Raw genomic sequence first — 23,760 nt, forward strand, 5'->3', positions numbered from 1 at the left:
CGGCCCAGCCGCCGACGTCGACCCCGCGGACTTCGTCGCGGCCCCGCCCGCGGAGCCGGTGGCCGATCTGCTGGCGGCGCTGGGCGCCCTGCACCCCGACCTCGTCCTCAGCTACGGCCCGGAGGGCGGCTACGGCCACCCCGACCACGTGCGCACCCACGAGGTGTGCCGGGACGCCTGCGCGCAGGCCGGGGTGCCGTTCGCCCAGGTGGTCGCCGAGCCGGGCCCGGGCGTCGAGTGGTTCGAGCTGGACGACCGTCTCGACCAGGTGGTCGCGGCGCTGCGGCAGCACGCCAGCCAGCTCACGGTCGACGGCACCGACGTCGTGCACGCCGGCGGTCAGCGCGAGGCGATCCGCACCCGCGTGGGGCTGTCGCTGGTCTGACGGGCGCGGCCCAGCTGCCGTCCCGGGCATCACCCGGATCGGTCGCCGTCGCGCGGGCGGCGGCCTGCGCACGGCGACCCGCGCGGAGGGGCGACATGCGGTGGACAGCCTTCGGTGCCTCACTACGATGAAATTGACGGGGTGTAGGCCCCCCTCGGCTCAATGGCGAAGGCGGATCATCCATGTATCGGTCCAACGGAAACTTCGAGGCATTTGCTCGCCCCCGCAAGCCCGCTGGCGTCGAGGGGAGGCGCGCATTCTTCGTCGGTTCCGGGCTGGCTTCCCTCGCAGGTGCCGCATTCCTGGTCCGCGACGCCCAGCTGCCCGGTGCTGCGATCACGATCTTCGAGGAGCTGGCGCTGCCCGGCGGCAGCATGGACGGCATCCTCGACGAGCACAAGGGTTTCATCATCCGCGGCGGGCGCGAGATGGAGGCGCACTTCGAGACGCTGTGGGACCTGTTCCGCTCCATCCCGTCGCTGGACACGCCGCAGGCCTCCGTGCTGGACGAGATGTACTGGCTGCACAAGTCCGACCCGTCGTCGAACCCGGTGCGCGCGGTGCGCAACCGCGGTCAGCAGATCGAGGAGATGTCCGGGCTGACCTTGTCTCCCAAGGCCGTGCAGGAGCTGCTCACGCTCGCCCTCGCCCGTGAGGAGGACCTCGACGACAAGCGCATCGACGAGTTCTTCACCGAGGACTTCTTCGCCTCGAACTTCTGGTTGTACTGGGCCACGATGTTCGCCTTCGAACCGTGGGCGAGCGCCACCGAGATGCGCCGCTACCTGCTGCGTTTCGTGCACCACATCTCGACGCTGGCCGACCTGAGCTCGCTGCGCTTCACCCGCTACAACCAGTACGAGTCGCTCATCCGCCCGCTGGTCGCCTACCTCGAGGGCCACGGCGTCCGCTTCCAGTACGACACCGAGGTGACCGACGTCCTGGTCACGAGCACCGCCGGCACGAAGGTCGCGACCGCGATCGAGCTGGTCAGCGCCGGTGTCGCCGGCCGGATCGACCTGGAACCGACGGACCTCGTCTTCGTCACCAACGGCTCGATCACCGAAAGCTCGACCTTCGGCGACAACGACACCCCGGCCCCCGTCGTCACCGACCGCGGTGGGGCGTGGGCGTTGTGGAAGAAGCTCGCGGCCCGCGACGAGGCCTTCGGGCACCCGGAGAAGTTCTGCGAGAACATCCCCGAGGCGAACTGGACGGTGTCGGCGACGGTCACCCTCACCGACGACAAGATCGTCCCCTTCATCGAACGGCTCACCGGCCGCGACCCCCGCTCGGGAAAGATCGTCACCGGCGGTCCGTGCAACTTCAAGGACTCCAGCTGGTTGTACGGGTTCACGATCAGCCGCCAGCCGCACTTCGCCGCTCAGGACGTGTCCAGCCAGGTCGTCGTGTGGGTCTACGGCCTGTTCTCGGACAAGCCCGGCGACTACATCGCCAAGCCGATCCGGGAGTGCGCCGGCTGGGAGCTGTGCGCCGAGTGGCTCTACCACCTCGGCGTCCCGGTCGACCAGATCGACGACCTGGCCCACCACTCGGCGCGCACCATCCCGTGCAACATGCCGTACATCACGTCGTACTTCATGCCACGGGCCGCGGGCGACCGCCCGCTCGTCGTCCCCGAGGGGTCGACGAACCTCGCCTTCATCGGCAACTTCGCCGAGACCGAGCGCGACACCGTCTTCACGACGGAGTACTCGGTGCGCACCGCGATGGAGGCCGTGTACACGCTGCTCGACGTGGACCGCGGCGTCCCCGAGGTGTTCGCATCCTCCTTCGACGCCCGGGTGCTGCTCAGCTCGCTGTACTACCTCAACGACCGCAAGCCGCTGTCCGAGATCAAGCTCCCCTTCCGGACCCGGCTCGTCGAGAAGGCCGCGCTGGCCAAGATCAAGGGCACCTACCTCGAGCAGCTGCTGCAGGACGCCAAGCTCATGTGAGCCTGCCGCGGACGCCGGCCCTCGACCGGACGAATCTCATTGCGCGCCGCGCCGTGCGCTGACTACCGTCACGGCACCCGTCGCAAGGAGGTGAGACCCGTGAACGCAGTGTCCACGAACGCAGCGTCCCCAGCGGGTGCTCCCCCGCGATCCACGACCGCGCGACGGCGCTAGTCGCCCTCGGGAGCGCCCCACGCGTCCGACGAGAGGCACCTCCCATGAGCACGACACCTTTCTCGGCTCCGAACCCGCCGACTCCGAACCCGTCCGGCGCCACCACCGGCCGCAGCGCCCCGCCTGACGGTGCGGGCCGCCGGGCCGACCACTCGCAGGTCGACGCCACGCACCGCTCCCTGGCTGCGGGCGAACGAGCGCTCGTGCTCGGCGGCGGCGGGTCGACGGGCAACGCCTGGCTGATCGGCGTCCTCGCCGGACTCCTCGAGGCCGGGTTGGACGTGACCGGCGCCGACCTGACCGTCGGGACCTCGGCCGGCTCGACGGCAGCGGCACAGCTCACCGGTGCGGGAGCGGCCGAGCTGCTGGCCGCCATCCTCGACGCTCCCGCACAGCAACGGTCCGGGCCGGCAGGGCCCGATCCGAGGCGCAGCCCGGCCGGGCCGGCGGCCGCCACGTCCCGTCCGGCCGTCACCGACTCGGGCAGCAGCCCGAGCGGGCCGGTGACGGACCAGCTCGAGCGGACCGCCGCGCTCATCGCCGCCGCCGAGGACCCGGCCGACATGCGCCGACGCCTGGGCGCCGCCGCACTCGACCTCGAGGCGGCCTCGGACGGTTCCTACACGGCGCGGTGGCGGGCGACGGTCGCAGCGCGGCTGCCCGGCTGCGACTGGCCGCGCCGGACCCTGCTCGTCACGGCGGTCGACGCCCGCACCGGCGCACCGGTGCTGCTCGACCGGGACAGCGGCGTCGACCTGGTGGACGCCGTGGCGGCCAGCTGCGCCAGCGGCCTGCCGTACCGGGTCGGGGACGTCCCGTACCTCGACGGCGGCTACCGGTCCGGCGCCGAGAACGCCGACCTGGCCGCGGGTCACGCGCGGGTGCTCGTGCTGTCGCCTCTCGGCGGCCGGACGCGGTACCCGCTGGGCTGGGGCCTCCACCTCGCCGCCCAGGTCGACCGACTGCGCGCCGACGGCAGCAGGGTCGAGACGCTCGTCCCGGACGCCAGCACCGAGCACCTGTTCGGCATCAACGCGATGAACCCGTCGCTGCGCGCACCCGCCGCCCAGGCCGGCCACGCCCAGGGCCTGGCCCTCGCCGAGCGCGTCGCCGAGCTCTGGCTCTGACGCCCGCGGGAGCTGGCCTGCGACCGACCGCGACCGACGCCAGGCCAGCCTCTCGTCGGGCCCTTCGTCGCAGGTCAGCCCCGGGGAGACGACGCGTCGTCGGGAGGGTCGGTGTACTCCACCGGCTTCCCGGTCTCGCGGGCGTGCCGGATCTCGCGTCGCGTCGACTCCCCGACGTACCCACCCGGGTTGACGACGACGGTTGCCGGCCCCGGCCCGCCTGGCCTACCGTCGCACCCGAGGGAAAGACGTCGGGCCGCACAGCCGCCCGACGCGCACACGCCGCTCGTCGGAGCCGCCACTTCGTTCCGACGAAGGAGTGCGCTCATGACCAACTCGCCCTCGACCCGGCTGGCCGCACTGGTGACGCCGCGGCTCCGGGACTCGTGGCTGGCCCTCACCGGCCTGTCCGCCGTCTTCTTGTTCGAGATGCTCGACAACTCGATCCTCAACGTCGCGCTGCCCACCATCGGTCGCGACCTGGGCGCCTCGACCACCCAGCTGCAGTGGGTGATGAACGCCTACGCCGTCGTGCTCGGCGGACTCATGCTCGCGCTCGGCGCGGTGGCGGACCGGTTCGGCCGGCGCACCGTCATGCTGGCCGGCCTGGCGCTGCTCGGTGCCGCGAGCCTGGCCACGGCGCTGGTCCGCACGGCCGACGAGCTCATCGCGGTCCGAGCCGTCATGGGGGTCGCCGCGGCGATGACCACCCCCGGCTCGCTCGCGCTGACCTTCCGGCTCTTCACCGACGACGGGCTGCGGGTGCGGGCCATGACGCTCGTCTCGACGGTCGGCCTCGTCGGCCTGGCCGTCGGACCCACCGCCGGCGGCCTCGCGCTCGCCGTCGCGCCGTGGCAGGTGCTGCTCCTCGTCAACGTGCCCGTGGCCGCCCTGGCGATGGTCGGCATCGGCCGGGGCATCCCCGCCGACCGGTCCGCCGACCTGCACGACGACCCGATCGACGTGGCCGGCGCCGTCCTCGGCACCGCGACCGTCGTGCTCGCGCTCGTCGCACCGACCCTGTTCGTCGAGTCCGGGGTCCGCTCACCAGCAGCGTGGGGTGCGACCGTCGGCGCCGTCGTCGCAGCCGCCGCGTTCGTGCGGCGCCAGCGCCGTGCGGTCCACCCGCTGCTGGACCTGCGGCTCGTCGCCCGGCCGCTGGTCAGCGCCGGGCTGGCCTACAAGGCAGCCTCGGGTGCGGCCGTCGCGGGGCTGGGCTACCTGGTGACGCTGCAGCTGCAGCTCGACTGGGGCTGGTCCCCCGCCCTCGCCGCGATCGGGATGGCGCCGCAGGTCCTCGTGCTGGTCGCCGGCGGCCCGCTCGTCACCTGGTTCACCGGCCAGGTCGGGCTCGACCGCGCCGCCTCGTGGAGCGCGACCGCCGTCGTCGCAGGTCTGGCCGTCTACGCGTGCCTGGGCCGGTTCGGCTACCCGTGGGTCGCGCTCGCGCTCGTGCTGGAGGCCGCGGGGATGCGGGTGGTCGGCGTCGTGGCGGGGGTCAACGTGCTCAAGGGTCTGCCGCAGGACCGGACGTCGATCGGCTCGGCCCTGGTCGACACCGCCTCGCAGGTCACCACCGCCGTCGCCGTCGCCGTGACCGGCACTGTCATGGCCGCCCTGGTCACCGGATCGATCACGGCCGGTCACTGGTCCGCCGCGCAGACCGGTCAGTTCCGGACGGCGGTCACCGTCGCGGGCCTCCTTTTGGCGCTCGGGTGCGCCGCCCTCGCGGTCTGGGCCCGTGCGCGGGCGCGGGGCGGCGACCGCACGCCGCTCGGCGTCTGCGAGTGACTCCGCTGGTCCCGCACCCGGAGCACGCCGGTGAACAGCGCCGCCTTGCCACCCAAGCGGTGCAGCAGCGCTGGCCGCGCTCACCACCACCGCGCGACGGGAGACAGGACGGCTCGCCTCACCCGTACCGGTACTCGATGCCCATTGTCGGGCCCGGGTAGCGCCAGCTCGCGACCGCGCCGCCCTCGGCGACGATCCGGCACGTGCCGCACTCGAGGCAACCGGCGTAGTCGAACTGTGGCACGCCGTCCTCGTCCACCCGGTACAGGCCGGCCGGGCACACCCGCGCGAGCCGCTCGACCGCGGCGCGGTCGGGGAGCTCGGCGAGCCGGATGTGCGGGTTCTCCTCGTCGACGGCGTACTTGTTGAGGATGAGGTACTCGTCGACGTTGACGCGCGGACGCGGCGCGCCCGCCGCCCCGTTCGTGGTGCTCTCCGGTGTCACAGCGCCCTCACTCCCTTGACCAGGTCCTTCGCGAGGCCGAGGTAGCCCGCACGCCGGACGATCTGGCCGATCGCCTTCGACGGGCGGCGCATCGGTGTGCCGTCGACGACGAACAGCTCGCGCATCACGTCCCGGGCCAGCCCCGGGTAGTCGCGGAACATCCGCGGCGTGGACTCCATGAAGTGCGGGAAGCGCCGCAGCGTGCGCAGGTCCCGCAGCACGAAGCTGTCCTCCAGCGCGGCCCGGTACCCGGCCAGGCCCGCGGCGGACGTGTCGCCAGCCGCCAGCGCGACTGCGGCGCTGCGCCCCGCCTGCTGGCCGGCCGCGAGCGCGAGGTCCATCCCGCGCACCGTGTAGCCGGCGTTGAGGCACATGAAGGCCGACTCCCCCGCGAGCAGCACGCCGTCGCCCACGAGCGGCGGCATCGCGTCGTAGCCGCCCTCGGCCACGAGGTGCCCCGAGTGCTCGACCACCTGACCGCCGCGCAGGATCGGCGCGACCGCCGGGTGGTGCGTGAAGTCGTCCAGCAGCTGGGTGACCACGTCGCCGGAGTCCATGAGGTCCGAGACGGTCGCGACGATGCCCACCGAGATCGTGTCGCGGTTGGTGTAGCAGAACCCGCCGCCCACCCGACCGTGCGTGGCGTCGCCGACGAACAGCCACGCCATGCCCTCGCCGTCGGGGCAGCCCGCGCGGTCGGAGATGACCTGCTCGGGCAGGGCGACGACCTGCTTGACCCCCACGGCCACCTGGTCGGGTCGCGGCCGGGCCGCGCCCACGGCGGCTGGCGCCAGCAGCGAGTTCACGCCGTCGCACAGCAGCACCACGTCGGCGGTGATCTCGTCGTCGCCGGCACGCACCCCGGTGACCCGTGAGCCGTCCGTGAGCAGGCTGTCCACGGCGATGCCGGTGATGTACTCGGCGCCGGCCGCCTCGGCCTGCTCGGCCAGCCACGGGTCGAACCGGGCCCGCAGCACGGACCACGACTCGTGGCGCTCGTCGCGCATCGTCTCGTCGGTGACGTCGAGGGTGGTCGCCGAGTCGCCGGAGAGCATCGAGACGCGCTCGCGCACGATCCGACGCTCGAGCGGCGCGGACGCGGCGGCGTCCGGGAGCAGCGCCCGCAGCGCATGGGTGTACAGCCGTCCGCCGGACACGTTCTTCGCCCCCGCGAACGTGCCCCGCTCGACGACGAGGACGCTCTTGCCCGCCCGTGCGAGCTCGAGGGCGGCGGCAGGTCCAGCGCACCCCGATCCGACGACGATCGCGTCGAAGTCAGCCACGACGCCTCCTTCCGGTCCGTTGGCTCAGCGCCTGCCTGTCGACTTCTGGTCTGTGCAGGGAGCTCGCCTCGCCGAGCGTCAGCCCCCGCGTCTCGGGCGCCATCGCGACCGACAGCACGAGGCACACGACGAGCAGGCCGGCGCCGACGAGCATCGTCGGCCCGATCCCGTACGCGTCGAGGAACAGCGGCAGGCCGTACGTCGAGACGACGACGCCGATGCGGCTGATCGCGATGGCGACACCGACGGCCGTCGCGCGCACCTGCGTCGGGAACATCTCGTTGGGGTAGAGCCACTGGAGGATCCCCGGCCCGCCCGAGAAGAACGCGTAGACCGCGAACGCGACGACGATGACGGCGATGCTCGCGCCGGGCCAGATGCCCGGGATGAGAAGCCCGACCGCCATGAGCGCGAGCGACCCGATGAGCAGCGGCCGGCGTCCCATCGAGTTGAGCCAGAACATCGCCGGCACCGTGCCGACGAGGAAGAACAGGCTCACCGCGGCCTCGCCGAGCACCGACAGGCTGCCCGTGCCGAGCCCGAAGGCCGTCATGATCGACGGCCCGAACGTGTACATCGCGTACATCGGGACCACCTGGCACAGGATGAGCAGACCGAGGTAGACGGTCCGGCCGAGGTAGCCCTGCGCGAACACCGTGCGGAACCCCGCCGGCGCCGGCTGCTCGACGTCGAGCTCGACCTCGCCGCCGAACACCCGCGCCACGACCTCCCGCGCCTCGTCCGGCCGTCCGCGCTCAGCCAGCCAGCGCGCCGACTCAGGGATGTCGTGCCGCCCGATGAGCAGCCCGACGGCCGGCACGACGGCGCTGCCCAGCATCCAGCGCCAGCCGCCGTCCACCGAGTACAGCGCGAACCCGACGCCCGCGGCCACCGTCGCGCCCAGGTACCACGCGGCCGAGACCGTGCCCATCGTGATCGCCCGCTGTGCACGCGGGGAGAACTCCGCGATGAGCGACGTCGCGATCGGGTAGTCCGCCCCGATGAAGAACCCGAGCAGCAGGCGCAGCACGATGAGCTGCCACGCCGCGCCCACGAAGCACGCGGCGAGCGACGCGAGCGCGACGGCCGAGACGTCGAGGATGAACATCGTGCGGCGTCCGAGCGCGTCGGTGAGCCGGCCGCCCGCGAGCGAGCCGAAGAAGATGCCCGCCAGAGCCGCCGCACCCGTCGCCGCGGCCTGCGCGTCGCTCAGCCCGAGCGCGGGCGTGAGCTGGACGAGCGCGACGCCGATGATCGACAGCACGTACCCGTCGAGGAAGGCCCCGCCGCTAGAGAAGAAGACGATCTTGCGCGCGAACCGGGTCATCCGCGCGTCGTCGATCAGCGGCCGCGGCTCGGGTGTGGCCACTACTTCCATTCGATGATTCCCCAGTTCAGGTGCGGCTTGCTGGCCGGCGCGTCGGTGTCGACGAGGCGGAAGCGCACCTCGTGGTCGCCGACCTGCCACAGCTGCGTCGACAGCGTCGTGCCGGGGTGGACGGGCGAGGTGATGCGCGTCTTGAAGCGCGTGAGGCGCTCCGGCTCACCCGGGATGTACGTGCGGATGAAGTGCCGCATGACGACGCCTGCGTAGCTGATGGCGTGCAGGATGGGGCGCGGCTCGCCGTTCGCCGCGGCGTAGTCCCAGTCGATGTGCTGCGGGTGGAAGTCGCCCGAGAGCCGGTAGAGAAGCGCCTGGTTCTGCGGGATGGTCTCGGCGACTTCGGCGTCGGGGGCGCGGTCGGGCATCTCGACGATGTCCTTGGGCGCCGCCGGGCCGCCCCACCCGCCGTCGTAGATGAGGCAGTCCCACGACTCGTTGGTGAGCAGCAGCTCCCCGTCCGAGTCGTACGTCTTGCCGACGTGCTGGGCGAGCAGGCCCTTGCCCTCGCCGCGGTCGTACAGGCCCTCGAGGGTGACCATGGTCGAGAGCCGGTCGCTCATCTTCGTGATCGGCCGGTGGATGCGCAGGTCGAAGCCCCAGTGCAGCGAGCCCGCGTAGGTGTAGCCGTAGTCGATGGTGCGCGTCACCTCGGAGTCGACGATGAGCATCGCGCCGAACATCGGCAGCACCTTGAGCTGCGGGTTCCGCTCGTCGTGCTCGTTGACGTAGACGAGGTCGTCCCTGCCGTCGATCCCGGCGCCGCAGCCGAGGGCGAAGAGCTCGAGGTCGCGGAACGTGTAGTCCCGCACGAAGGGGCCGAAGGTCTGCCCCACCATCCCCGTGTTGATCGTGCCCATGTCGTCAGTTCCCTTCGTCGGGTCCGCCGGTGCGGACGGTTCAGTGCAGGAGCCGCTTCTCGATCTTCATCGAGTCGGTCCGGGGGAAGTCGTCAACGATCTCGACGAGCTCGGGGACCTTGTACGGCGCGAGCCGTTCGCGGCAGTGCGCGAGCAGCAGCTCGACGAGGCCCGTCCGGTCGTCCGGCGGGTAGGCCCGGGGGTCGAGCCCGGGGCGCAGCCGCACGAACGCCTTGACCGCGCCGTCGCGCACGGGGTCCGGCACGCCGACCACCGCGGCCTCTGCGACGAGCGGGTGCGCGGTGAGCACGATCTCGACCTCGGTGGCCGAGATGTTCTCGCCCGCGCGCTTGATGACGTTGAGGCTGCGGTCGACGAAGTAGAACCAGCCGTCGGCGTCGCGGTAGCCCTGGTCGTGGGTCCGCAGCCAGCCATCGGGGGTGAGCGCGGCCGCGGTCGCCGCCGGGTCCTCGTGGTAGCCGAGCATGAGCGAGAGGCCGGGCACGCCCTTGACGCGCAGCTCGCCCACCTCGCCGGGCGGCAGCTCGGCACCGGCGGTGTCGAACACCCCGACCTCGTAGCCGAGCCCCGCGCGACCGACCGACGGCCAGCGCCGCTCGCCCTGCGGCGGGTCCGTCACGGCCCACCCGATGGACTCGGTCGAGCCGTAGCTGTTGAGCAGCCGCAGCCGGAACCGGCGCTCGAACTCGTCTTTCTCCGCGTCGGACAGCGGCATGAAGTGGAGCGCGTCGCGCAGCTCGTGCACCCCGTCGTCGGGCGACGCGGGCTGCAGCAGGAGCGTGCGCGCCATCATCGCGATGAGCTGGACGATCGTCGCCCGTTCGGTGCGCACCTGGTCCCAGAACCGGTGCGCCGAGTACCGGGCCGCCACCACGAGCGTCGCGCCGGCCACGAGCACGGGGGTGAGCGCGGCGAGCTGGAAGTTGGAGTGGCAGGACGGCATCGTCGTGAACAGCCGGTCGTCGGGTCGCAGCGACGTCTGCCACACCCCGTAGTGGCCCGAGAACACGGCATTCGCATGCGTGATGAGCACGCCCTTGGGCTCGGCCGTGGTCCCGGAGGTGTAGAGGATCTCGAGCACCGACCGGTCGGTGACCCGCGGCTCGACGACCTGGGTGCCCGGCTGGGCGGCGCACAGCGCGTCGAACGACGGCTCCTCGCCGTCCGCAGCGACCGGTCGGCCACCGACGAGCAGGAGCAGGCCCGTCCGGCCCGCCCGCTCCCGCAGCTCGCGGTGGTCGGCCAGCCGCGTCGCGTCGACCACGGCCCACCGCGCGCCGCACGCCCGGTAGGTCCGCGCGAGCTCGGCGGGCGTCGCGGACAGGCCGGCCGGCACGGCGACGGCACCGATCTCGCCGAGCCCGAACAACGCCGCCACCACCTGCGGCCCGTTGCCGAGCTGGAGCAGCACCGTGTCGCCGTAGCCGACCCCGACCGAGGCGAACGCGTGCGCCGCCTGGTGGACGAGCACCGCGAAGCTCGCGTAGCTCAGCTCCGTCCGCTCGCCGTCCTCGCCCAGGTGGACGAGGAACGGCCGCTCACCGAAGAGCCGCGCGGCGGTCTGCCACAGGTCCGCCGTCGTCTGTCCCGTCGCGATGTCCGCCATCGCTCGCCGTCCCTCGCCTTCCTCGTCGTCGGTCGCCGTCGGTCCCGTTCAGAGCGCCGCGACCAGCGCGGGGAGCACCTCGTAGAGGTCGCCCACCACCCCGAGGTCGGCATGCGCGAAGATCGGGGCGTTCTTGTCCTTGTTGATCGCGACGACGACCTTCGCGCCGCGCACGCCCACGAGGTGCTGCACCTGGCCGGAGATCCCGACCGCGAGGTACAGGTCCGGCGCGATGGTGGCGCCCGAGACGCCGACGTAGCGCTCGGCGGGCATCCAGCCGACGCCCTCGGCGATCGGCCGGCTGCAGGCGAGCTCGGCGCCGAGCTTGGCGGCCACCGCCCGTGCGAGGTCGAGGTCCGCCTCGGCGCCGAACCCGCGGCCCACCCCGACGACGCGCGTGGCCGATGCGAGGTTCACCTGCTCGCCGCTCTTCGCCCGGGTCTCGACGAGGACGAGCCCGGGCTCGGGCTCGAGCGCGGACGCCTCGACCGCGCTCGAGCCCGAGACGGGGGGCGTGGCCGCCGGTCCGGGGGCACCGGCGGCCACGACGAGCACGGCGACGGGGGCCGTGACCTCTTCGGTCACGACGGCGACGCCGCCGTACGCGGGGTGCGTGACGACGAGCGGCGAGGCCTGCACGACGCCGGCCACGTCCACCGGGCTCACGCCCAGGTGGGCGGCGACCTGCCCGGCGAGCAGTCGTCCGCGCACGTCGGCACCGGCCAGCACGAGCGTCGCCCCGCGCTCCGCCAGCAGCGCCGCGACCGGCCGGGCGTACGCCTCGACCAGGGTTCCGGGCGCGACGTCGACCGTGAGGGTGAGGTCCGCGGTCGCGAGCGCACCCGCGCCGAGGCTCACCGCGACGACGCGGTCCGCCAGCGCCCGCGCCGAGCGGGTGAGGGCGGTGCCGGCCTCCTGGTCGTAAACGAGGATCCAGGCTTCAGTCATGGGTCTGTGCTCCTTACAGGGCCTTGAGGAACTGGGCGAGCTGCTGGGCGACCTCGGTCGCGGTGCCCTCGACGAGCACCCGGCCGCGGTCCTTCTGCTCGGGGGCCAGCACGGAGACGGTGCGGGTCGTGGCGGCCGGCGCGCCGACGGGCGGCGTGACCTCGAGCACCGGCTTCTTGCCGGCGGCGAGGATGTCCTTCATGCCCGCGATGCGCGGCGTGTTGATGCCGGAGGTCACAGCGAGCACGGCGGGCAGCGGCACGTCGACCACCTGCACGCCGTCCTCGAGCAGCCGCTCGACCCGCACGTGGTCGCGCTGCACCTCGAGGTGGTCGACCGCGTTGAGCGTCGGCCGCCCGAGCAGCGCCCCGAGCACGGTGCCGACCTGCTGCGCGTACCGGTCGGCGCTACCCGCGCCGAGCAGCACGAGGTCGACGTCGCCGATCTCGTTCACCGCCGCCGCGAGCGCGGTCGCGGTCTGCAGCGCGTCGCCGGCCGGGTCGCCGGCGACGACGACGAGCCGGTCCAGCCCGCGCGACAGCACGTCCTTGCGGAGCTTGGTGGCGGCGAGCGCCTCGCCGCCCATCGACAGGCCGACGAGCTCGCCGCCCACCTCGTCGACGAGCCGGCGGCCGGCCTCGACGGCGTTGAGGTCGTACGCGCCGACCTTCCACGCCGCGCGGGACAGGTCGAGGGTGCGGTCGGGGGCGACGTGGATGTCCTGGTCCTCCGGCGCGGCCTTGATGCACGCAACGATGCGCATGGGTGTCCTCTCTGCTGATCCGGCTGGCGCCGGCTCGGTGGTTCGGGGTCGGGTCAGGGCCGCTTGACGACGCCCTGTGCGGCGAGGCGCTCGATCTCATCCGACGAGTAGCCGAGGCGGGCGAGCACGTCGTCGGTGTCCTGGCCCTGGTCGGGCATCGGTCGCCACACCTGCCCGGGGTGCTGGTCGAAGCGCGGGAACACCCCGAGCCCCTTGAACGTCGCGCCGTCGGCTGTGGCCCACTCCTGCCACACGCCCCGCGCCTGCAGGTGCGGCTCGGCGACGAGGTCACCGAACTCCATGACCTTCTGCGCGGCGATGCGGTGGGCGGCGAAGTCGGCCTCGACCTCGGCGACTGTGCGGGCGGCGAGCCAGGCCTCGAGCGCGGCCTCGATCTCGGCCGCGTGCGAGCTGGACAGCCACAGCGCCGAGCAGTCCTCGGGGTAGTCCCCCGAGCCCCACAGGTGACCCAGCCCGATGGTCTCCAGCAGGTACTTGTTCTGCGGGACGCCGTAGACGCACAACCCGATGAACCCGTCGGAGCACCGGTACTCGCCGATGGCGCACAGGTTCTGGTTCCGGGCGCCGGGCCGCGGCCAGACGATGCCGGCGTTGAGGTAGTCGACGAGGTAGTACTGGCCGATCGACAGCAGCGTCTCGTACATGGCGACGTCGATGGACTCGCCGACCCCGGTGCGCCCCACCTTGTGCATCGCACCGAGCGTCGCGCCCACGATCATGAGTGAGTTGAAGTAGTCGCCGGCGTACGGACCTGGGTTCATCGGCTGGTCGGGTGTGCCGTTCTGGCTCATGTAGCCCGAGTACGCCATGACCGTGAGGTCGTAGGCGGCACGCGTCACCAGCTCCGGCACGCCGCTCTGGCCGAAGCCAGAGACGTGCACGATGACGAGCCTCGGGTTCTCACGGCGCAGCACCTCGTCGGTCAGCCCGCGCTTGGCCCAGGTGCCACCCTTGCTCGACTCGATGAAGATGTCGGCGTCGGCCAGCATCCGCAGCAGCACCTCACGGCCCTCGGCGGAGAAGAAGTCGAGGGCCACGGAGCGCTGGTTGCGGCGCTCGGCCTGCTTGATCCACGGGGTATCGCGGATGGTGTCGCCGGCGCCGGTGTTCTCCAGCCAGGTGACGTCGGCGCCCCAGTCGGCCATGAGGCTGGCGGCCTTGGGGACGGCGAGCTCCATCGCGGAGTAGACGACGCGCACGTCGTCGAGGACGCCGAAGGACGGCTTGCTCGTGGGGATGTCCATGGCGGCCTCAGCTCGCGAACGTGCGGAGCACGCCCTTGGCCACGGTGAGGATCATCATCTCGTCGGTGCCGCCGCTGATCCGGTCGACCCGCAGGTCGCGCCAGATCCGCTGGATGCGGTGGTCACCGGCCACCGAGACGCCACCCATCACCTGCATCGCGTCGTCGACCACCTCGAACGCGGCGTTGACGCAGTAGTACTTGCACATCGCCGCCTGGGTCGCGGTCATGCCGTCGGTGTCGTAGTGCCAGGCGGCCTCGTAGACCATGTTCTTCATCGCGTCGAGGCGGATCGCCATCTCGGTGAACTTCAGCTGGTTGAGCTGGAACCGGCCGATCGGCTTGCCGAACTGGACGCGGGCGTTCGCGTACCGGGCGGCGTCCTCGAACGCGGAGATCGCCACGGCGTAGTCGCTCGCGGCGACGAGGAACCGCTCGAAGTCGAAGTCCTTGATGCCGCGCTTGAAGCCGTTGCCCTCGGTGCCGAAGATGTCGGACTCGTCGAGCTCGACGTCCTCGAGGTAGACGTCCGAGCAGGAGTCCATCCGCAGGCCGAGCTTCTCGAGCGGCTCGATGCGCACGCCCGGCAGGGACGTGTCGAGGAAGAACTCGGTGAAGACCGTCGGGTCCGCGGCGCTGCGCGCCATGACCACGAGGAACGGCACGTGGGCCGAGGACGTGATGAACGTCTTGTGGCCGGTGAGGTAGATCTTCCCGTCGCGGCGGGTGTACGTGGTCTGCAGGCTGCCGACGTCGGAGCCAGCGCCCGGCTCGGTGCACGCCGAGTTCCAGATCTGCTTGCCCGTGCCGACGTAGGCCAGCACCTTGGCGATCTGCTCGGGGCTCCCCTCGCGCAGGATCGTGTCGAAGCAGGGCAGCTGGTAGAGCACGTACGTGGGCGCGCCCCACCGGCCGAGCTCCTCGTACACCGCGGTGAGCGTGACGAGGCCGAGGTTCAGGCCGCCGTGCTCCTCGGGCAGCATGATGAGGTCGAAGCCGAGGTCGCACAGCTCCTTGACCCAGCGCTCCGGGTAGGTGTGGGTGCGGTCGCACTCGGCGAAGTACGCGTCCCAGTTCTCACGTGCCATGAGCTCTCGGACGTTCTCGACGAGCAGCTGCTGCTCGTCGGTGAGGCGGAAGTCCATCGCGGTCTCCTCGTCAGTGGGTGGTCTCGAAGGTGCGGCGCAGGAAGTCCCCGCCGTGTCGGAGGGCGACGACGGCGTCGTCGAGCATCCGGGAGTAGTGCAGGAAGCCGTGCAGCACGCCGGTGAAGACGTCCTGCTCCACCCGCACACCGCGGGCGGCAAGCAGCTGCGCGAGCGCCGTGGTGTCGTCTCGCAGGGGGTCGAGGTCGGCGGACGCGAGGTAGCACGGCGGGACGTCGGACAGATCGGCGGCCAGGCAGTCGACGTAAGGGCTGCGCTCGTCGGCGGGGTCCGCGAGGTAGCAGTCCAGGTAGTAGGCGAGGTCGGCCTCGCTCAGCCCGTCCCACGGACCGCCGAGCAGGCGCCGGCTCGCCGAGTCGCGCAGGCCGTAGAGGCCGTAGTAGAGCGCGAGGCCTGCGAGCGGGACGACGCGCTCGCCTGCGGCCGCGCGGTCGCGCAGCAGGAGGGCCACGGCCAGGGCCATGTTCGCGCCGCCGCTGTCGCCGGCGATCGCGATCCGGCCGGTGTCGATCGGCAGGCCGCCCGGCGCGCCGCCGAGCAGCGCGGCCACCACGGCGGCGCACTGCTCGACGGCGACCGGGAACTTCGCCTCGGGCGAGAGCGAGTAGTCGACCCCGAGGACCGCCGCGCCGGACTCGTGGGCCAGCGCCCGCATGATCCGGTCGTGCGTCTCGAGGTTGCCGACCACCCATCCCCCGCCGTGGATGTAGACGACCACCGGCAGGTCGACGCCCTCGTGGGGCACGTGCCACCGGGTCGTGACGTCCCCGTGGGGGGTGCGCACGCTCGCGTCGAGCGTGCGCACCATGGCCGGGCCGCCCTCGTTCCAGTACCGCCGCTCCAGCGTGTACGCCTGCCGCATCTGGTCGGTGCCGGCGTCGGTCGCGTACGCGTCCGGGGCGAGCTCGGCCGAGGTGGCGAGCACGGCCCGCATCTGGTCGTTGATCCGGTAGAGGACCGGCAGCGTGGTGAGGGTGTCCACGGCCTGTCCCCTACGCGACCGAGCGGTCGAGCACGGACTCGTCGGTGCGCTTGTGGGACCTGCGCAGGTAGAGGTACAGCCCCACGGAGGCGAGGGCCGCGAGCACGGCCGAACCGATGAGGATCCCGAAGATCTGCTGGTACGCGCCGGCCGCGACGTTGCCGGCGGCGTCGGTCTGCGCGTCGAGGATCGAGCCGAACCAGGTGCTGGAGAACGTGTCGGGCAGGAAGCCGATGATCGAGAGCAACCCGGTGGCCGCACCGAAGTACGTGAGCGGGACCTTGCCCTCCGTGAGCTGGGCCGAGACCACGCCGAACGCGCCGTTGGCGATGAAGCCGAGGAGCACGACGAGCACGCACGCGACGACGACGACGCCCGCCGTGTGCGGCAGCAGCATCATCGCGCCGAGCGCGACGATGAACAGGACCGAGCCGGCGGCGATGACGAGGGACGGCCTGGTCTTGTTGGCGATCCAGCCGAAGGCCGGACCGGACAGCAGCGTGATGCCGTAGTTGCGGATGTTGGCCACGATCGTCGCGGCGGCGAGCGAGACGCCAAGCACGCCGGTCATGTACGGCGTCGTGTACGTGGCGCCCGTGTAGAAGAAGTAGACGAAGAACAGCGAGACGGCGGCGATCCAAACCACCGGGTCGCGCAGGGCGCGGCCGAACTCGGCCAGGCTGAACGTGCTCTCGCCCTTGATCTCACCGGCGAACTTGGGGATGAACAGCCACGACAGGATGCCGAGCACGATGATGATGCCGGCGAGGAAGTACAGGTAGATCGAGACGCCGAGCTTGAGGTCCTGACCCACCGCGGCGACGATCCACGTCGAGATGAGACCGATGACCAGGCCCGCCACGCCGTAGATGCCATAAGAGAGGCCGATCCGCTTGGGGTACTCGTCCTCCTTGGAGACCAGACGCACGAGCTTGTAGCGCACGCCCCACCAGATGAGGATTGTCGTGATGCCCATGAGGATGAACACGGCGTAGAGCACCGCCAGGCTCGGCAGCATCGCGTAGACGAGCGTGAGGATGCCGGTCGAGCAGAACCCGACCGTGGACAGCGTGCGCATCCGGATCTTGTCGGCGAGGATCCCCGACGGCAGGTAGCAGATGAGAGCCGTGATCGCGTAGGCGCTGAAGACGGCGCCGAGCTGGGTGTTGGTGACCCCGAGCGCCTCCCTCAGCGGGTCGTAGAAGACGGCCTTGAGGTAGGCGGGCGCGTAGATGATCGAGCTGCCCATGCTCGCGAGGGCGAGCAGGAACCAGCGGCGGCCTGAGCTCAGGTCGGCGTAGGTCTTCTCGTCGCCCAATGAGTTCACCATCGAGACTCCTTCACGGGGGGAGGCGGCCGCTGCGCACCATCGCTTGCGGCGGCCAGGGCACGTTCGGCCCGCCGGAAGTGTTGCGGCGTCGGCCGGCCCGATGTGAGCCCGAGGCATCGGGCGAAGGGCGTGAATCGCAGGTCCAGCAGTTTTCGCGACCCTGCTCATCACCTTCTGGGGATCCGTGGTCCTACCTCGCTGATGGGACACTAGGCAGCGACGCGACCGGCTCCCCCAGCCCGGGCCCCGGCGTCTGCGGGGGGGACAGTGCGCACGCCGTCGGCGGAGGTCCGCCGCCACCCCTGGAGAGGGATTCATGAGCACCATCGGGCGGCTCAACGTCGAGGCCGTCGCACCGGAGAAGATCGTTCTCGGACCGCGCCTGAAGTACCTGGGGCTCACGCTGCTGCTGGCGTGGCACTACTGCCTGTGGTTCGTGCCCGAGTCCTTCCCGGCGCGGTTCCTGCTGGACGACCGGATCACGTACGCGTGGCTCATCGCACTGACGACCGGCGGGCTCGTGCCGCTCGCGCTGGCGTGGCGGCTCGGCCGACGCCGGCACCTGGAGCCCCGCGCGTGGCTCGTGTGGACGATGGCTGGCGTCGGCAGCGCCGCCACCCTCACGATGAGCACGCTGGGCATGTGGAGCCCGTCGCGGGTGCCCGCCTACGTCGCGGCGGTGCTGGTCGGCACGAGCAGCGGCGTGCTGTGGGTGCTGTGGGGCGAGTCGCTGGCGCGCCACCGCGCCCGGTTCACGCTCGAGCGCGTCGCACCGACCTACGGCGTCGTCATGATCGTGCTCGTGGGCGGGGCGTCGCTGCTGCCCGGGTGGGGCACGCCTGTGCTCGACGCGGCCCTGCCGCTGGTGTCCGGGCTGCTCCTGCGCCGGCACGCCGCGGCGCTGCCGACCTCGCAGTACCCCCGCCTGCTGCCGGTCAAGGTCGCGAAGGCGGGCGTGCGCACCATCGCCGTGGTCATGGGGATCTCGTTCGCCGCCGCCAGCGCCTCCTACTACACGGTCGCGATCGTGCCGTGGGACGCGCTCGGGAAGGTGCAGGAGTTCTTCACCTACGGGATCCTCCTCGGCGCCGCGATGTTCCTGCTGCTCTTCGGGCTGCAGGCCGTGCCGGCATGGCGCCAGTCGACCTACCGCGCCTACCCCTGGCTGCTGCTGTTCTGCATCACCGCGTGCGTGCTGTACCTGGCCGACGAGCGGTTCCAGGCCGCCTCGTTCCTGCTGGCGCTCGCGGTCTCCTCGCTCTTCGAGATCTTGCTCACGATGTACATGGGCGTCCTCACCCGGCACGGCTACGTGCCGCCCGCGACGGCGTTCGCCCTGTCCGGCGGCGCCATCCGGCTGGGCATCCTCGCCGGCAACGGCCTGGCCCTGGTCTACGAGCGCGTCCCCGGGCTGCACGCCCTGCTCGTGCGCCCCACCTTCGTCGTCGTGGTCGGCGGGCTCACCGTGCTGCTCATCTCGATGGTGCGCCAGGAGTATGCGATCGACGCGCTCACCCAGAGCCCGCAGTCCGCGACCGAGCTGGCGCGCGTCGTCGCGTCCGTCGCCGAGGAGTTCCGGCTCTCCGGCCGCGAGCACGAGATCCTGGCGCTCATCGGCCAGGGCTACACCGCGTCCGCGGTCGCGCAGTCCCTGGTCATCTCACCCCACACGGTGAACACGCACGTGCAGCACATCTACGCCAAGCTCGGGATCCACAAGCGGTCGGAGCTCATCGGGTACCTGCACGGGCGGGGGTAGGCGAGGACGGGCCGTCGAGCACGGCACACCTGGCGTGACGCGATGCAGGGCCTCGTCCCACCGGCCAACCGGTCAGACGCCCCTCGGCCCGCGGATCGGCCGGGTGTACCGTGCTCGACGGCCCGTCCGTGCGTGCGAAGGGAAGGTGATGTCCGCGATGAGCGGTGAACCTCCTAGTCGCATGCCGCACGGCGCCGCCCGCACCGAGGTCTAGCCAGGCCGGGGACGGCGCCTGCGGCATGCCGCTCACGTCCCGTCGTCGTCCTGCCCTCGGAAGGCCCTTCCGTCATGCCCGAGCCTCGCCTGCGCGCCATGCGCGCGTTCACGAAGTCTGCCCTGCGCACCTCGCCCGTTGCGCCACCCACCGACCGCCGCCCTGCAGCCACGCCTGCCACCTCGGCGCCCGAGCGTCCGGGCGGCAGCGTCGTCACGGCCGCGCTCTACGCCGACGGTCGGCGCGTCAGCACACCTGCCTCGCTCGCCGAAACCTTCCGACAGCTGCGCGAGACGCGCGGCGGGATGGCCTGGATCGGGCTGCACCACCCCACCTCGACGGAGCTGCACGCGCTCGCCGAGGAGTTCGACCTGCACCCGTTGGCCGTCGAGGACGCGCTCGAGGCGCACCAGCGACCCAAGGCCGAGCGCTACGGCGAGACCCTGTTCGTCGTCCTGCGCGCCGCCCGCTACCTCGACGCCTCGGAGGAGGTCGACTTCGGCGAGCTGCACGTCTTCGTCGGGCCGGACTTCGTCATCACCGTCCGCCACGGCGCGGCCCCGGACCTGTCCGCCGTCCGCCGACGCATGGAGGCCGCGCCCGAGCTGCTCTCGCACGGCCCCGAGGCGGTGCTGTACGCGATCCTCGACGCGGTGGTCGACGGCTACTCCCCGGTGCTGGCCGGCGTCGAGAACGACATCGACGAGATCGAGTCGCAGGTGTTCGGCAACGCCCCCGACGTCTCACGGCGCATCTACGAGCTGTCCCGCGAGGTCGTCGAGTTCCAGCGCGCCACCCGGCCGCTGGCCAAGATCCTCGGCGCACTGTCGGGCGGGTTCGAGAAGTACGGGATCGACGAGGAACTGCGGCGCTACCTGCGCGACGTCGCCGACCACGCGGTGCACGTCACCGAGCAGGTGGACGGCTTCAAGCAGGCCCTGTCCGAGATCCTCACCGTCAACGCGACACTCGTGAGCCAGCAGCAGAACGCCGAGATGAAGGCGCTGGCCGAGGCCGGGCACGCGCAGAACGAGGAGATCAAGAAGATCTCGGCCTGGGCGGCGATCCTCTTCGCCCCCACCCTCGTCGGGACCATCTACGGCATGAACTTCGCCCACATGCCGGAGCTGGACTGGGTGTGGGGGTACCCGTTCGCCCTCGCCCTCATGGCCATCGTCTGCGTGAGCCTGTACGGGGTGTTCAAGCGCCGCGACTGGTTGTAGGACGCGGCACCTCACGAGACGCCGCCGTCGGTGAACGGCGACCGCACGGCCCGGGGCGTCCGTCCCTCGCGCACCCGTACCGCGACATTTGGTCGGCTCCGGCCGGGCGTGCTCAGCCTGAGGTGACGCCGTGGTGCGTCGAGCCGGGCGGCGACGCGGGAGGCCGTCGTGGGAGACCACGGACGGCGGGGCGGCGAGGCGATGCACCTCGTCGTGCCGAGGGCGAACCCCGACCGCGCGGTCAGCCGTCCGCGGTGAGTCGGTTGAGCACCGCGGCGAGCTCCGGGCCGACCAGGACCCGGACCGAGTCGTCGTCGACCACGCAGCTGACGCGTTCGAACTGGCCGTCGCGCCACCAGTAGACCGACGGCGAGACTCTCCCGGCCGACGACCAGTACAGCTCGGCGACCGCGGGGGCGGCTGCCTTCAGCGTCGGCACCACGGACGCGTCGTCGATCGGGTGCAGCACGAGGTGGTGGCGGTCCGGCACGGCCACGAGCACGCCGTCCGGGTACTGGCGTTCGCCGTAGACGCGGTCCAGGACCCGAGGAAGCACGAGCACCTTGCTCGCGGTGTAGACGGACTCGCCCTCGATCAGCTCCAGGACGGCGCCCGGCACGGTGAACCGGCTGATGCGGCCCAGCGGCTCGGCCATCAGGTGTCGACGAGCCGCGGTGCGGAGCGTCGTGTACCCGCATCGCTCGACGTCGTCGTCGAGCAGCATCATCACCGCGGTCGGGGTGTCCAGCACGATGGTCTCGATCAGCCCGTCGGCGAGCTGCGTCGCGTAGGTCAGCTGGTCGCGCGTCTGGGGCGCGATGTCCTGCGTGCCGTAGACGCGCAGGACGGCATGGGCCACGACGTCCTCGACCGCCATGTCCTGCGGGCCGGGCGGCACGTCGAGCAGCTGCGCCACGTGCCGCTTCACGACCTTCGGCCACATCCGCTGGGAGCGCTCGGCCTTGCACGCTGCGGCAAGGTTCCACAGGCCGTAGACCTGTCCGTCAGCCGCGGTGAGGCGGTCGTCGCCGATCACGACCTCATGGCCTGCCGCAGCGAACGCGCGCGCGGCCAGCCGACGCACCTCCTGCCCCTCGGCGACCGTCATGAACGTCAACGCCGCATCCGGCGTGCTCTCCTGCTCCCTGCGCCCGAACAGGCCCATGTCGTACCTCCCGGGAGGAGCCTGCCAGCCGGGCGGGGAGCACGGGGGCGGCCTCGGGGCGGGACGGGTGGGCGGCCGACGCGCCCGGTCGGCGGCGGGCGCCCCTGCGTGCACCGCCGCGCAGCGGCGTCGCACGGCCACCGCGATGCTCCGTTCGAGGGCGACGCGACCCGGGACTCATACACCGACCGTTGAAGTTGTGCCAGAGTCCGGGTCTGCTGCACGGATAGGTGACAGCGGGTAGTCACGCGGCCTGGGTGGGCGGTGCGATCAGGACTGGCCCCGAGCGGCCCCGAGCAGCTGTAGCCCGAGCACCTCTGCAAGAGCGATGGGTACGGCGTTGCCGATCTGCCTCGCGATGGCAACCTTCGAGCCGACCCACTGATAGTCGCGCGGGAAACCCTGCAGCAACGCTGCCTCGAAGTGAGTGATCGCCCGATTCGCCGACGGGTGCAGGTACCGGCCCTTCTCAGGCTTGAAGAACTCGGTCCGGATGGTGACCGACGGCCGGTCCCATCGGAGCCGGCCCATGACGTCGGCAGACCCACTCCGGTGGTTCACCCAGCACGGAGCGAGCAGGTGCTCCGGGATGTCGAACCGGTTCCCGCCCGGCGGGATGTGCGCGAACCGCTGCAGCGAGAGGTTGGTGTAGCGGCGGCCGACATGTAGGTCGGTCGTGCGGAAAACGCCGGGCAGTGTGAAGCCGCGGAAGTCGGTGGCCTTGTCGGGAAGGTCGTCCGCGTCCCAGGCGGTGGGCACGCCGTCTAGGGCTTGCTGGACCGTGCGATGCCGTCCGCTGAATCCCGCGGTCGGCCATCCAGGGAAGGGGAGGTCGCGGTGGTGGCCGATGATCACCGCCCTGCGCCTCGCTTGATGGGCGCCGAAGTCCGCGGCGTTGAGAACACGGGCCTGCACGGAGTAGTCCGCCAACAGACCGTCCGGGCGAGTCTCGGCGACGAGTGCCTCGTACTGAGGGGACTTCAGAAAAGCGGCGACGTTCTCGACGACGAACCATTTGGGTCTCGCCTTGGTGATTGTCTCGGCGTACTCACGCCACAGGACGTTGCGCTCGTCCTCCACGTCCTGCTTGCCGAGGGTCGAGAAGCCCTGGCACGGCGGGCCGCCGACGATGACGTCAACCTCAGGGATGTCGCGGTCGATAAGCCAGTCCTGAATCGGCCCTACATAGACGGCAGCTTCGGGGTGGTTCGAGGCGTACGTAGCCGCAGCCGCTACGTCCATCTCAACGGCCTGGACGGTCCGGAACCCCTTCGTCTGCGCGAACCCAGCGCTGATGCCACCGGCTCCGGCGAACAGGTCGAGAACCGTGAGCCGCTCGACACCTGCGGCGCCTTGCGACACGATGTCGGTCGATGCAGACAGGTGCCCCACAACACCCCACCGTACCGAGCACAGGTGACGTGGTCCGCGCCGCCACGCCGGCCATCGCGGCCCGGATGTCGCGGCAGCGACGCCGTGACACCGCCCCCGAGATCCTGCTCCGCCGCGAGTTGCACCGTCGCGGCCTTCGGTTCCGGGTGGACCACCCGCTGCCGGGTATGCCACGCCGACGCGCGGATCTCCTGTTCAGCCGGGCACGCGTTGCGGTCTTCGTTGACGGCTGCTTCTGGCACGGGTGCCCCGATCACGGGACCCGGCCGTCTAGCAATGCGGCATGGTGGAGCGCAAAACTCGACCGGAACATGGAGCGCGACCGCGATACCGATGACCGCCTCGCGGACGCCGGATGGACGGTCATTCGCGTCTGGGAGCACGAGGGTGCGCAGCAGGCTGCGGATCGGGTGCAGTATGCGGTTCGAGATCGCAACACGCGCTGACTCTCCGCCTCCGCGCGTCCACCGGGATGGCACGATCGTCTCGCGCCGCCCACAAGAGCCGAATCACGGGCGACCGA

19 protein-coding genes and 1 pseudogene are annotated in these 23,760 nt (G+C 71.6%); 7 read left to right on the forward strand and 13 right to left on the reverse strand.

Features of this window, described 5'->3' with window-relative positions:
- The 4 genes and pseudogenes from F2B26_RS03230 to F2B26_RS03245 form a co-directional block, all read left to right on the forward strand.
- Positions 1–385: pseudogene (locus tag F2B26_RS03230) on the forward strand (GlcNAc-PI de-N-acetylase); the annotation flags it as partial.
- Positions 386–567: 182 nt separating this feature from the next.
- Positions 568–2,343 carry an oleate hydratase gene (locus F2B26_RS03235; RefSeq protein ID WP_159806387.1) on the forward strand — a complete coding sequence of 592 codons (1,776 nt, stop codon included), beginning with the start codon at positions 568–570 and terminating at the stop codon, positions 2,341–2,343.
- Positions 2,344–2,561: 218 nt separating this feature from the next.
- The gene (locus F2B26_RS03240) at positions 2,562–3,644 is read left to right on the forward strand and encodes a patatin-like phospholipase family protein (protein WP_235929476.1); all 1,083 of its coding nucleotides are present in this window, start codon (positions 2,562–2,564) and stop codon (positions 3,642–3,644) included.
- Positions 3,645–3,971: 327 nt separating this feature from the next.
- On the forward strand, positions 3,972–5,435 hold the full coding sequence (locus F2B26_RS03245; RefSeq protein WP_159806389.1) for an MFS transporter: 1,464 nt from the start codon (positions 3,972–3,974) through the stop codon (positions 5,433–5,435).
- Between the two features lie 118 nt (positions 5,436–5,553).
- Here the strand turns inward: F2B26_RS03245 and F2B26_RS03250 are convergent, their stop codons facing one another.
- The 11 genes from F2B26_RS03250 to F2B26_RS03300 are packed head-to-tail and all read right to left on the reverse strand — an operon-like array spanning position 5,554 to position 17,484.
- On the reverse strand, positions 5,554–5,880 hold the full coding sequence (locus F2B26_RS03250; RefSeq protein WP_159806391.1) for a ferredoxin family protein: 327 nt from the start codon (positions 5,878–5,880) through the stop codon (positions 5,554–5,556).
- The gene (locus F2B26_RS03255; RefSeq protein WP_159806393.1) at positions 5,877–7,163 is read right to left on the reverse strand and encodes an FAD-dependent oxidoreductase; all 1,287 of its coding nucleotides are present in this window, start codon (positions 7,161–7,163) and stop codon (positions 5,877–5,879) included. Before F2B26_RS03255 ends, F2B26_RS03250 begins: the two co-directional genes overlap by 4 nt.
- The gene (locus F2B26_RS03260; protein ID WP_201292588.1) at positions 7,156–8,532 is read right to left on the reverse strand and encodes an MFS transporter; all 1,377 of its coding nucleotides are present in this window, start codon (positions 8,530–8,532) and stop codon (positions 7,156–7,158) included. The genes F2B26_RS03255 and F2B26_RS03260 overlap by 8 nt, the downstream gene beginning before the upstream one ends.
- Entirely contained in the window at positions 8,532–9,404 is an 873-nt protein-coding gene (locus F2B26_RS03265) for a MaoC/PaaZ C-terminal domain-containing protein (RefSeq protein ID WP_159806397.1), read from the reverse strand. Before F2B26_RS03265 ends, F2B26_RS03260 begins: the two co-directional genes overlap by 1 nt.
- Positions 9,405–9,444: 40 nt before the next feature.
- Entirely contained in the window at positions 9,445–11,031 is a 1,587-nt protein-coding gene (locus tag F2B26_RS03270; RefSeq protein WP_159806399.1) for an AMP-binding protein, read from the reverse strand.
- A gap of 48 nt (positions 11,032–11,079) precedes the next feature.
- Complete coding sequence (locus F2B26_RS03275) at positions 11,080–11,979, reverse strand: electron transfer flavoprotein subunit alpha/FixB family protein (protein WP_159806401.1); 900 nt, start codon at positions 11,977–11,979, stop codon at positions 11,080–11,082.
- Positions 11,980–11,992: 13 nt separating this feature from the next.
- The gene (fixA, locus tag F2B26_RS03280; RefSeq protein ID WP_159806403.1) at positions 11,993–12,742 is read right to left on the reverse strand and encodes a putative electron transfer flavoprotein FixA; all 750 of its coding nucleotides are present in this window, start codon (positions 12,740–12,742) and stop codon (positions 11,993–11,995) included.
- A 53-nt stretch (positions 12,743–12,795) separates the two neighbouring features.
- Positions 12,796–14,007, reverse strand: a complete 1,212-nt coding sequence (gene caiB / locus F2B26_RS03285; RefSeq protein WP_159806405.1) for an L-carnitine CoA-transferase — start codon at positions 14,005–14,007, stop codon at positions 12,796–12,798.
- A gap of 7 nt (positions 14,008–14,014) precedes the next feature.
- A complete protein-coding gene (caiA, locus tag F2B26_RS03290; protein ID WP_159806407.1) occupies positions 14,015–15,151 on the reverse strand; it encodes a crotonobetainyl-CoA dehydrogenase in 1,137 nt (378 codons plus the stop codon).
- 13 nt (positions 15,152–15,164) lie between these two features.
- Positions 15,165–16,154, reverse strand: a complete 990-nt coding sequence (locus F2B26_RS03295; RefSeq protein WP_201292589.1) for an alpha/beta hydrolase fold domain-containing protein — start codon at positions 16,152–16,154, stop codon at positions 15,165–15,167.
- 10 nt (positions 16,155–16,164) lie between these two features.
- The gene (locus tag F2B26_RS03300; protein ID WP_159806409.1) at positions 16,165–17,484 is read right to left on the reverse strand and encodes an MFS transporter; all 1,320 of its coding nucleotides are present in this window, start codon (positions 17,482–17,484) and stop codon (positions 16,165–16,167) included.
- Between the two features lie 316 nt (positions 17,485–17,800).
- Here F2B26_RS03300 and F2B26_RS03305 point away from each other — a divergent pair, with 316 nt between their 5' ends.
- Complete coding sequence (locus F2B26_RS03305; protein WP_159806411.1) at positions 17,801–19,243, forward strand: helix-turn-helix transcriptional regulator; 1,443 nt, start codon at positions 17,801–17,803, stop codon at positions 19,241–19,243.
- 288 nt (positions 19,244–19,531) lie between these two features.
- Positions 19,532–20,680, forward strand: coding sequence for a magnesium and cobalt transport protein CorA (locus tag F2B26_RS03310; RefSeq protein ID WP_159806413.1), 1,149 nt, complete (start codon positions 19,532–19,534; stop codon positions 20,678–20,680).
- Between the two features lie 241 nt (positions 20,681–20,921).
- Here F2B26_RS03310 and F2B26_RS03315 read toward each other — a convergent pair whose 3' ends face one another.
- Positions 20,922–21,845 (reverse strand): hypothetical protein, encoded by a 924-nt coding sequence (locus F2B26_RS03315; RefSeq protein WP_159806415.1) that lies wholly within the window; start codon positions 21,843–21,845, stop codon positions 20,922–20,924.
- Positions 21,846–22,115: 270 nt separating this feature from the next.
- Positions 22,116–23,207: a DNA cytosine methyltransferase gene (locus tag F2B26_RS03320; protein WP_235929477.1), complete on the reverse strand. Its 1,092-nt coding sequence runs from the start codon at positions 23,205–23,207 to the stop codon at positions 22,116–22,118.
- Between the two features lie 59 nt (positions 23,208–23,266).
- Here F2B26_RS03320 and F2B26_RS03325 point away from each other — a divergent pair, with 59 nt between their 5' ends.
- Positions 23,267–23,683, forward strand: coding sequence for a very short patch repair endonuclease (locus tag F2B26_RS03325; protein ID WP_328698650.1), 417 nt, complete (start codon positions 23,267–23,269; stop codon positions 23,681–23,683).
- Positions 23,684–23,760 lie beyond the last annotated feature (77 nt).

It is taken from the genome of Cellulomonas citrea, assembly GCF_009829685.1.
GTDB lineage: Bacteria > Actinomycetota > Actinomycetes > Actinomycetales > Cellulomonadaceae > Cellulomonas > Cellulomonas citrea.

What these genes read in the sequence shown, in the direction of transcription:
- F2B26_RS03240 (WP_235929476.1), top strand. Translation starts at nt 2,562, where the DNA reads ATGAGCACGACACCTTTCTCGGCTCCGAACCCGCCGACTCCGAACCCG.
- F2B26_RS03275 (WP_159806401.1), bottom strand. Translation starts at nt 11,979, where the DNA reads ATGACTGAAGCCTGGATCCTCGTTTACGACCAGGAGGCCGGCACCGCC.
- caiA (WP_159806407.1), bottom strand. Translation starts at nt 15,151, where the DNA reads ATGGACTTCCGCCTCACCGACGAGCAGCAGCTGCTCGTCGAGAACGTC.
- F2B26_RS03300 (WP_159806409.1), bottom strand. Translation starts at nt 17,484, where the DNA reads ATGGTGAACTCATTGGGCGACGAGAAGACCTACGCCGACCTGAGCTCA.
- F2B26_RS03315 (WP_159806415.1), bottom strand. Translation starts at nt 21,845, where the DNA reads ATGGGCCTGTTCGGGCGCAGGGAGCAGGAGAGCACGCCGGATGCGGCG.
- F2B26_RS03245 (WP_159806389.1), top strand. Translation starts at nt 3,972, where the DNA reads ATGACCAACTCGCCCTCGACCCGGCTGGCCGCACTGGTGACGCCGCGG.
- F2B26_RS03310 (WP_159806413.1), top strand. Translation starts at nt 19,532, where the DNA reads ATGCCCGAGCCTCGCCTGCGCGCCATGCGCGCGTTCACGAAGTCTGCC.
- F2B26_RS03270 (WP_159806399.1), bottom strand. Translation starts at nt 11,031, where the DNA reads ATGGCGGACATCGCGACGGGACAGACGACGGCGGACCTGTGGCAGACC.
- caiB (WP_159806405.1), bottom strand. Translation starts at nt 14,007, where the DNA reads ATGGACATCCCCACGAGCAAGCCGTCCTTCGGCGTCCTCGACGACGTG.
- fixA (WP_159806403.1), bottom strand. Translation starts at nt 12,742, where the DNA reads ATGCGCATCGTTGCGTGCATCAAGGCCGCGCCGGAGGACCAGGACATC.
- F2B26_RS03235 (WP_159806387.1), top strand. Translation starts at nt 568, where the DNA reads ATGTATCGGTCCAACGGAAACTTCGAGGCATTTGCTCGCCCCCGCAAG.
- F2B26_RS03305 (WP_159806411.1), top strand. Translation starts at nt 17,801, where the DNA reads ATGAGCACCATCGGGCGGCTCAACGTCGAGGCCGTCGCACCGGAGAAG.
- F2B26_RS03265 (WP_159806397.1), bottom strand. Translation starts at nt 9,404, where the DNA reads ATGGGCACGATCAACACGGGGATGGTGGGGCAGACCTTCGGCCCCTTC.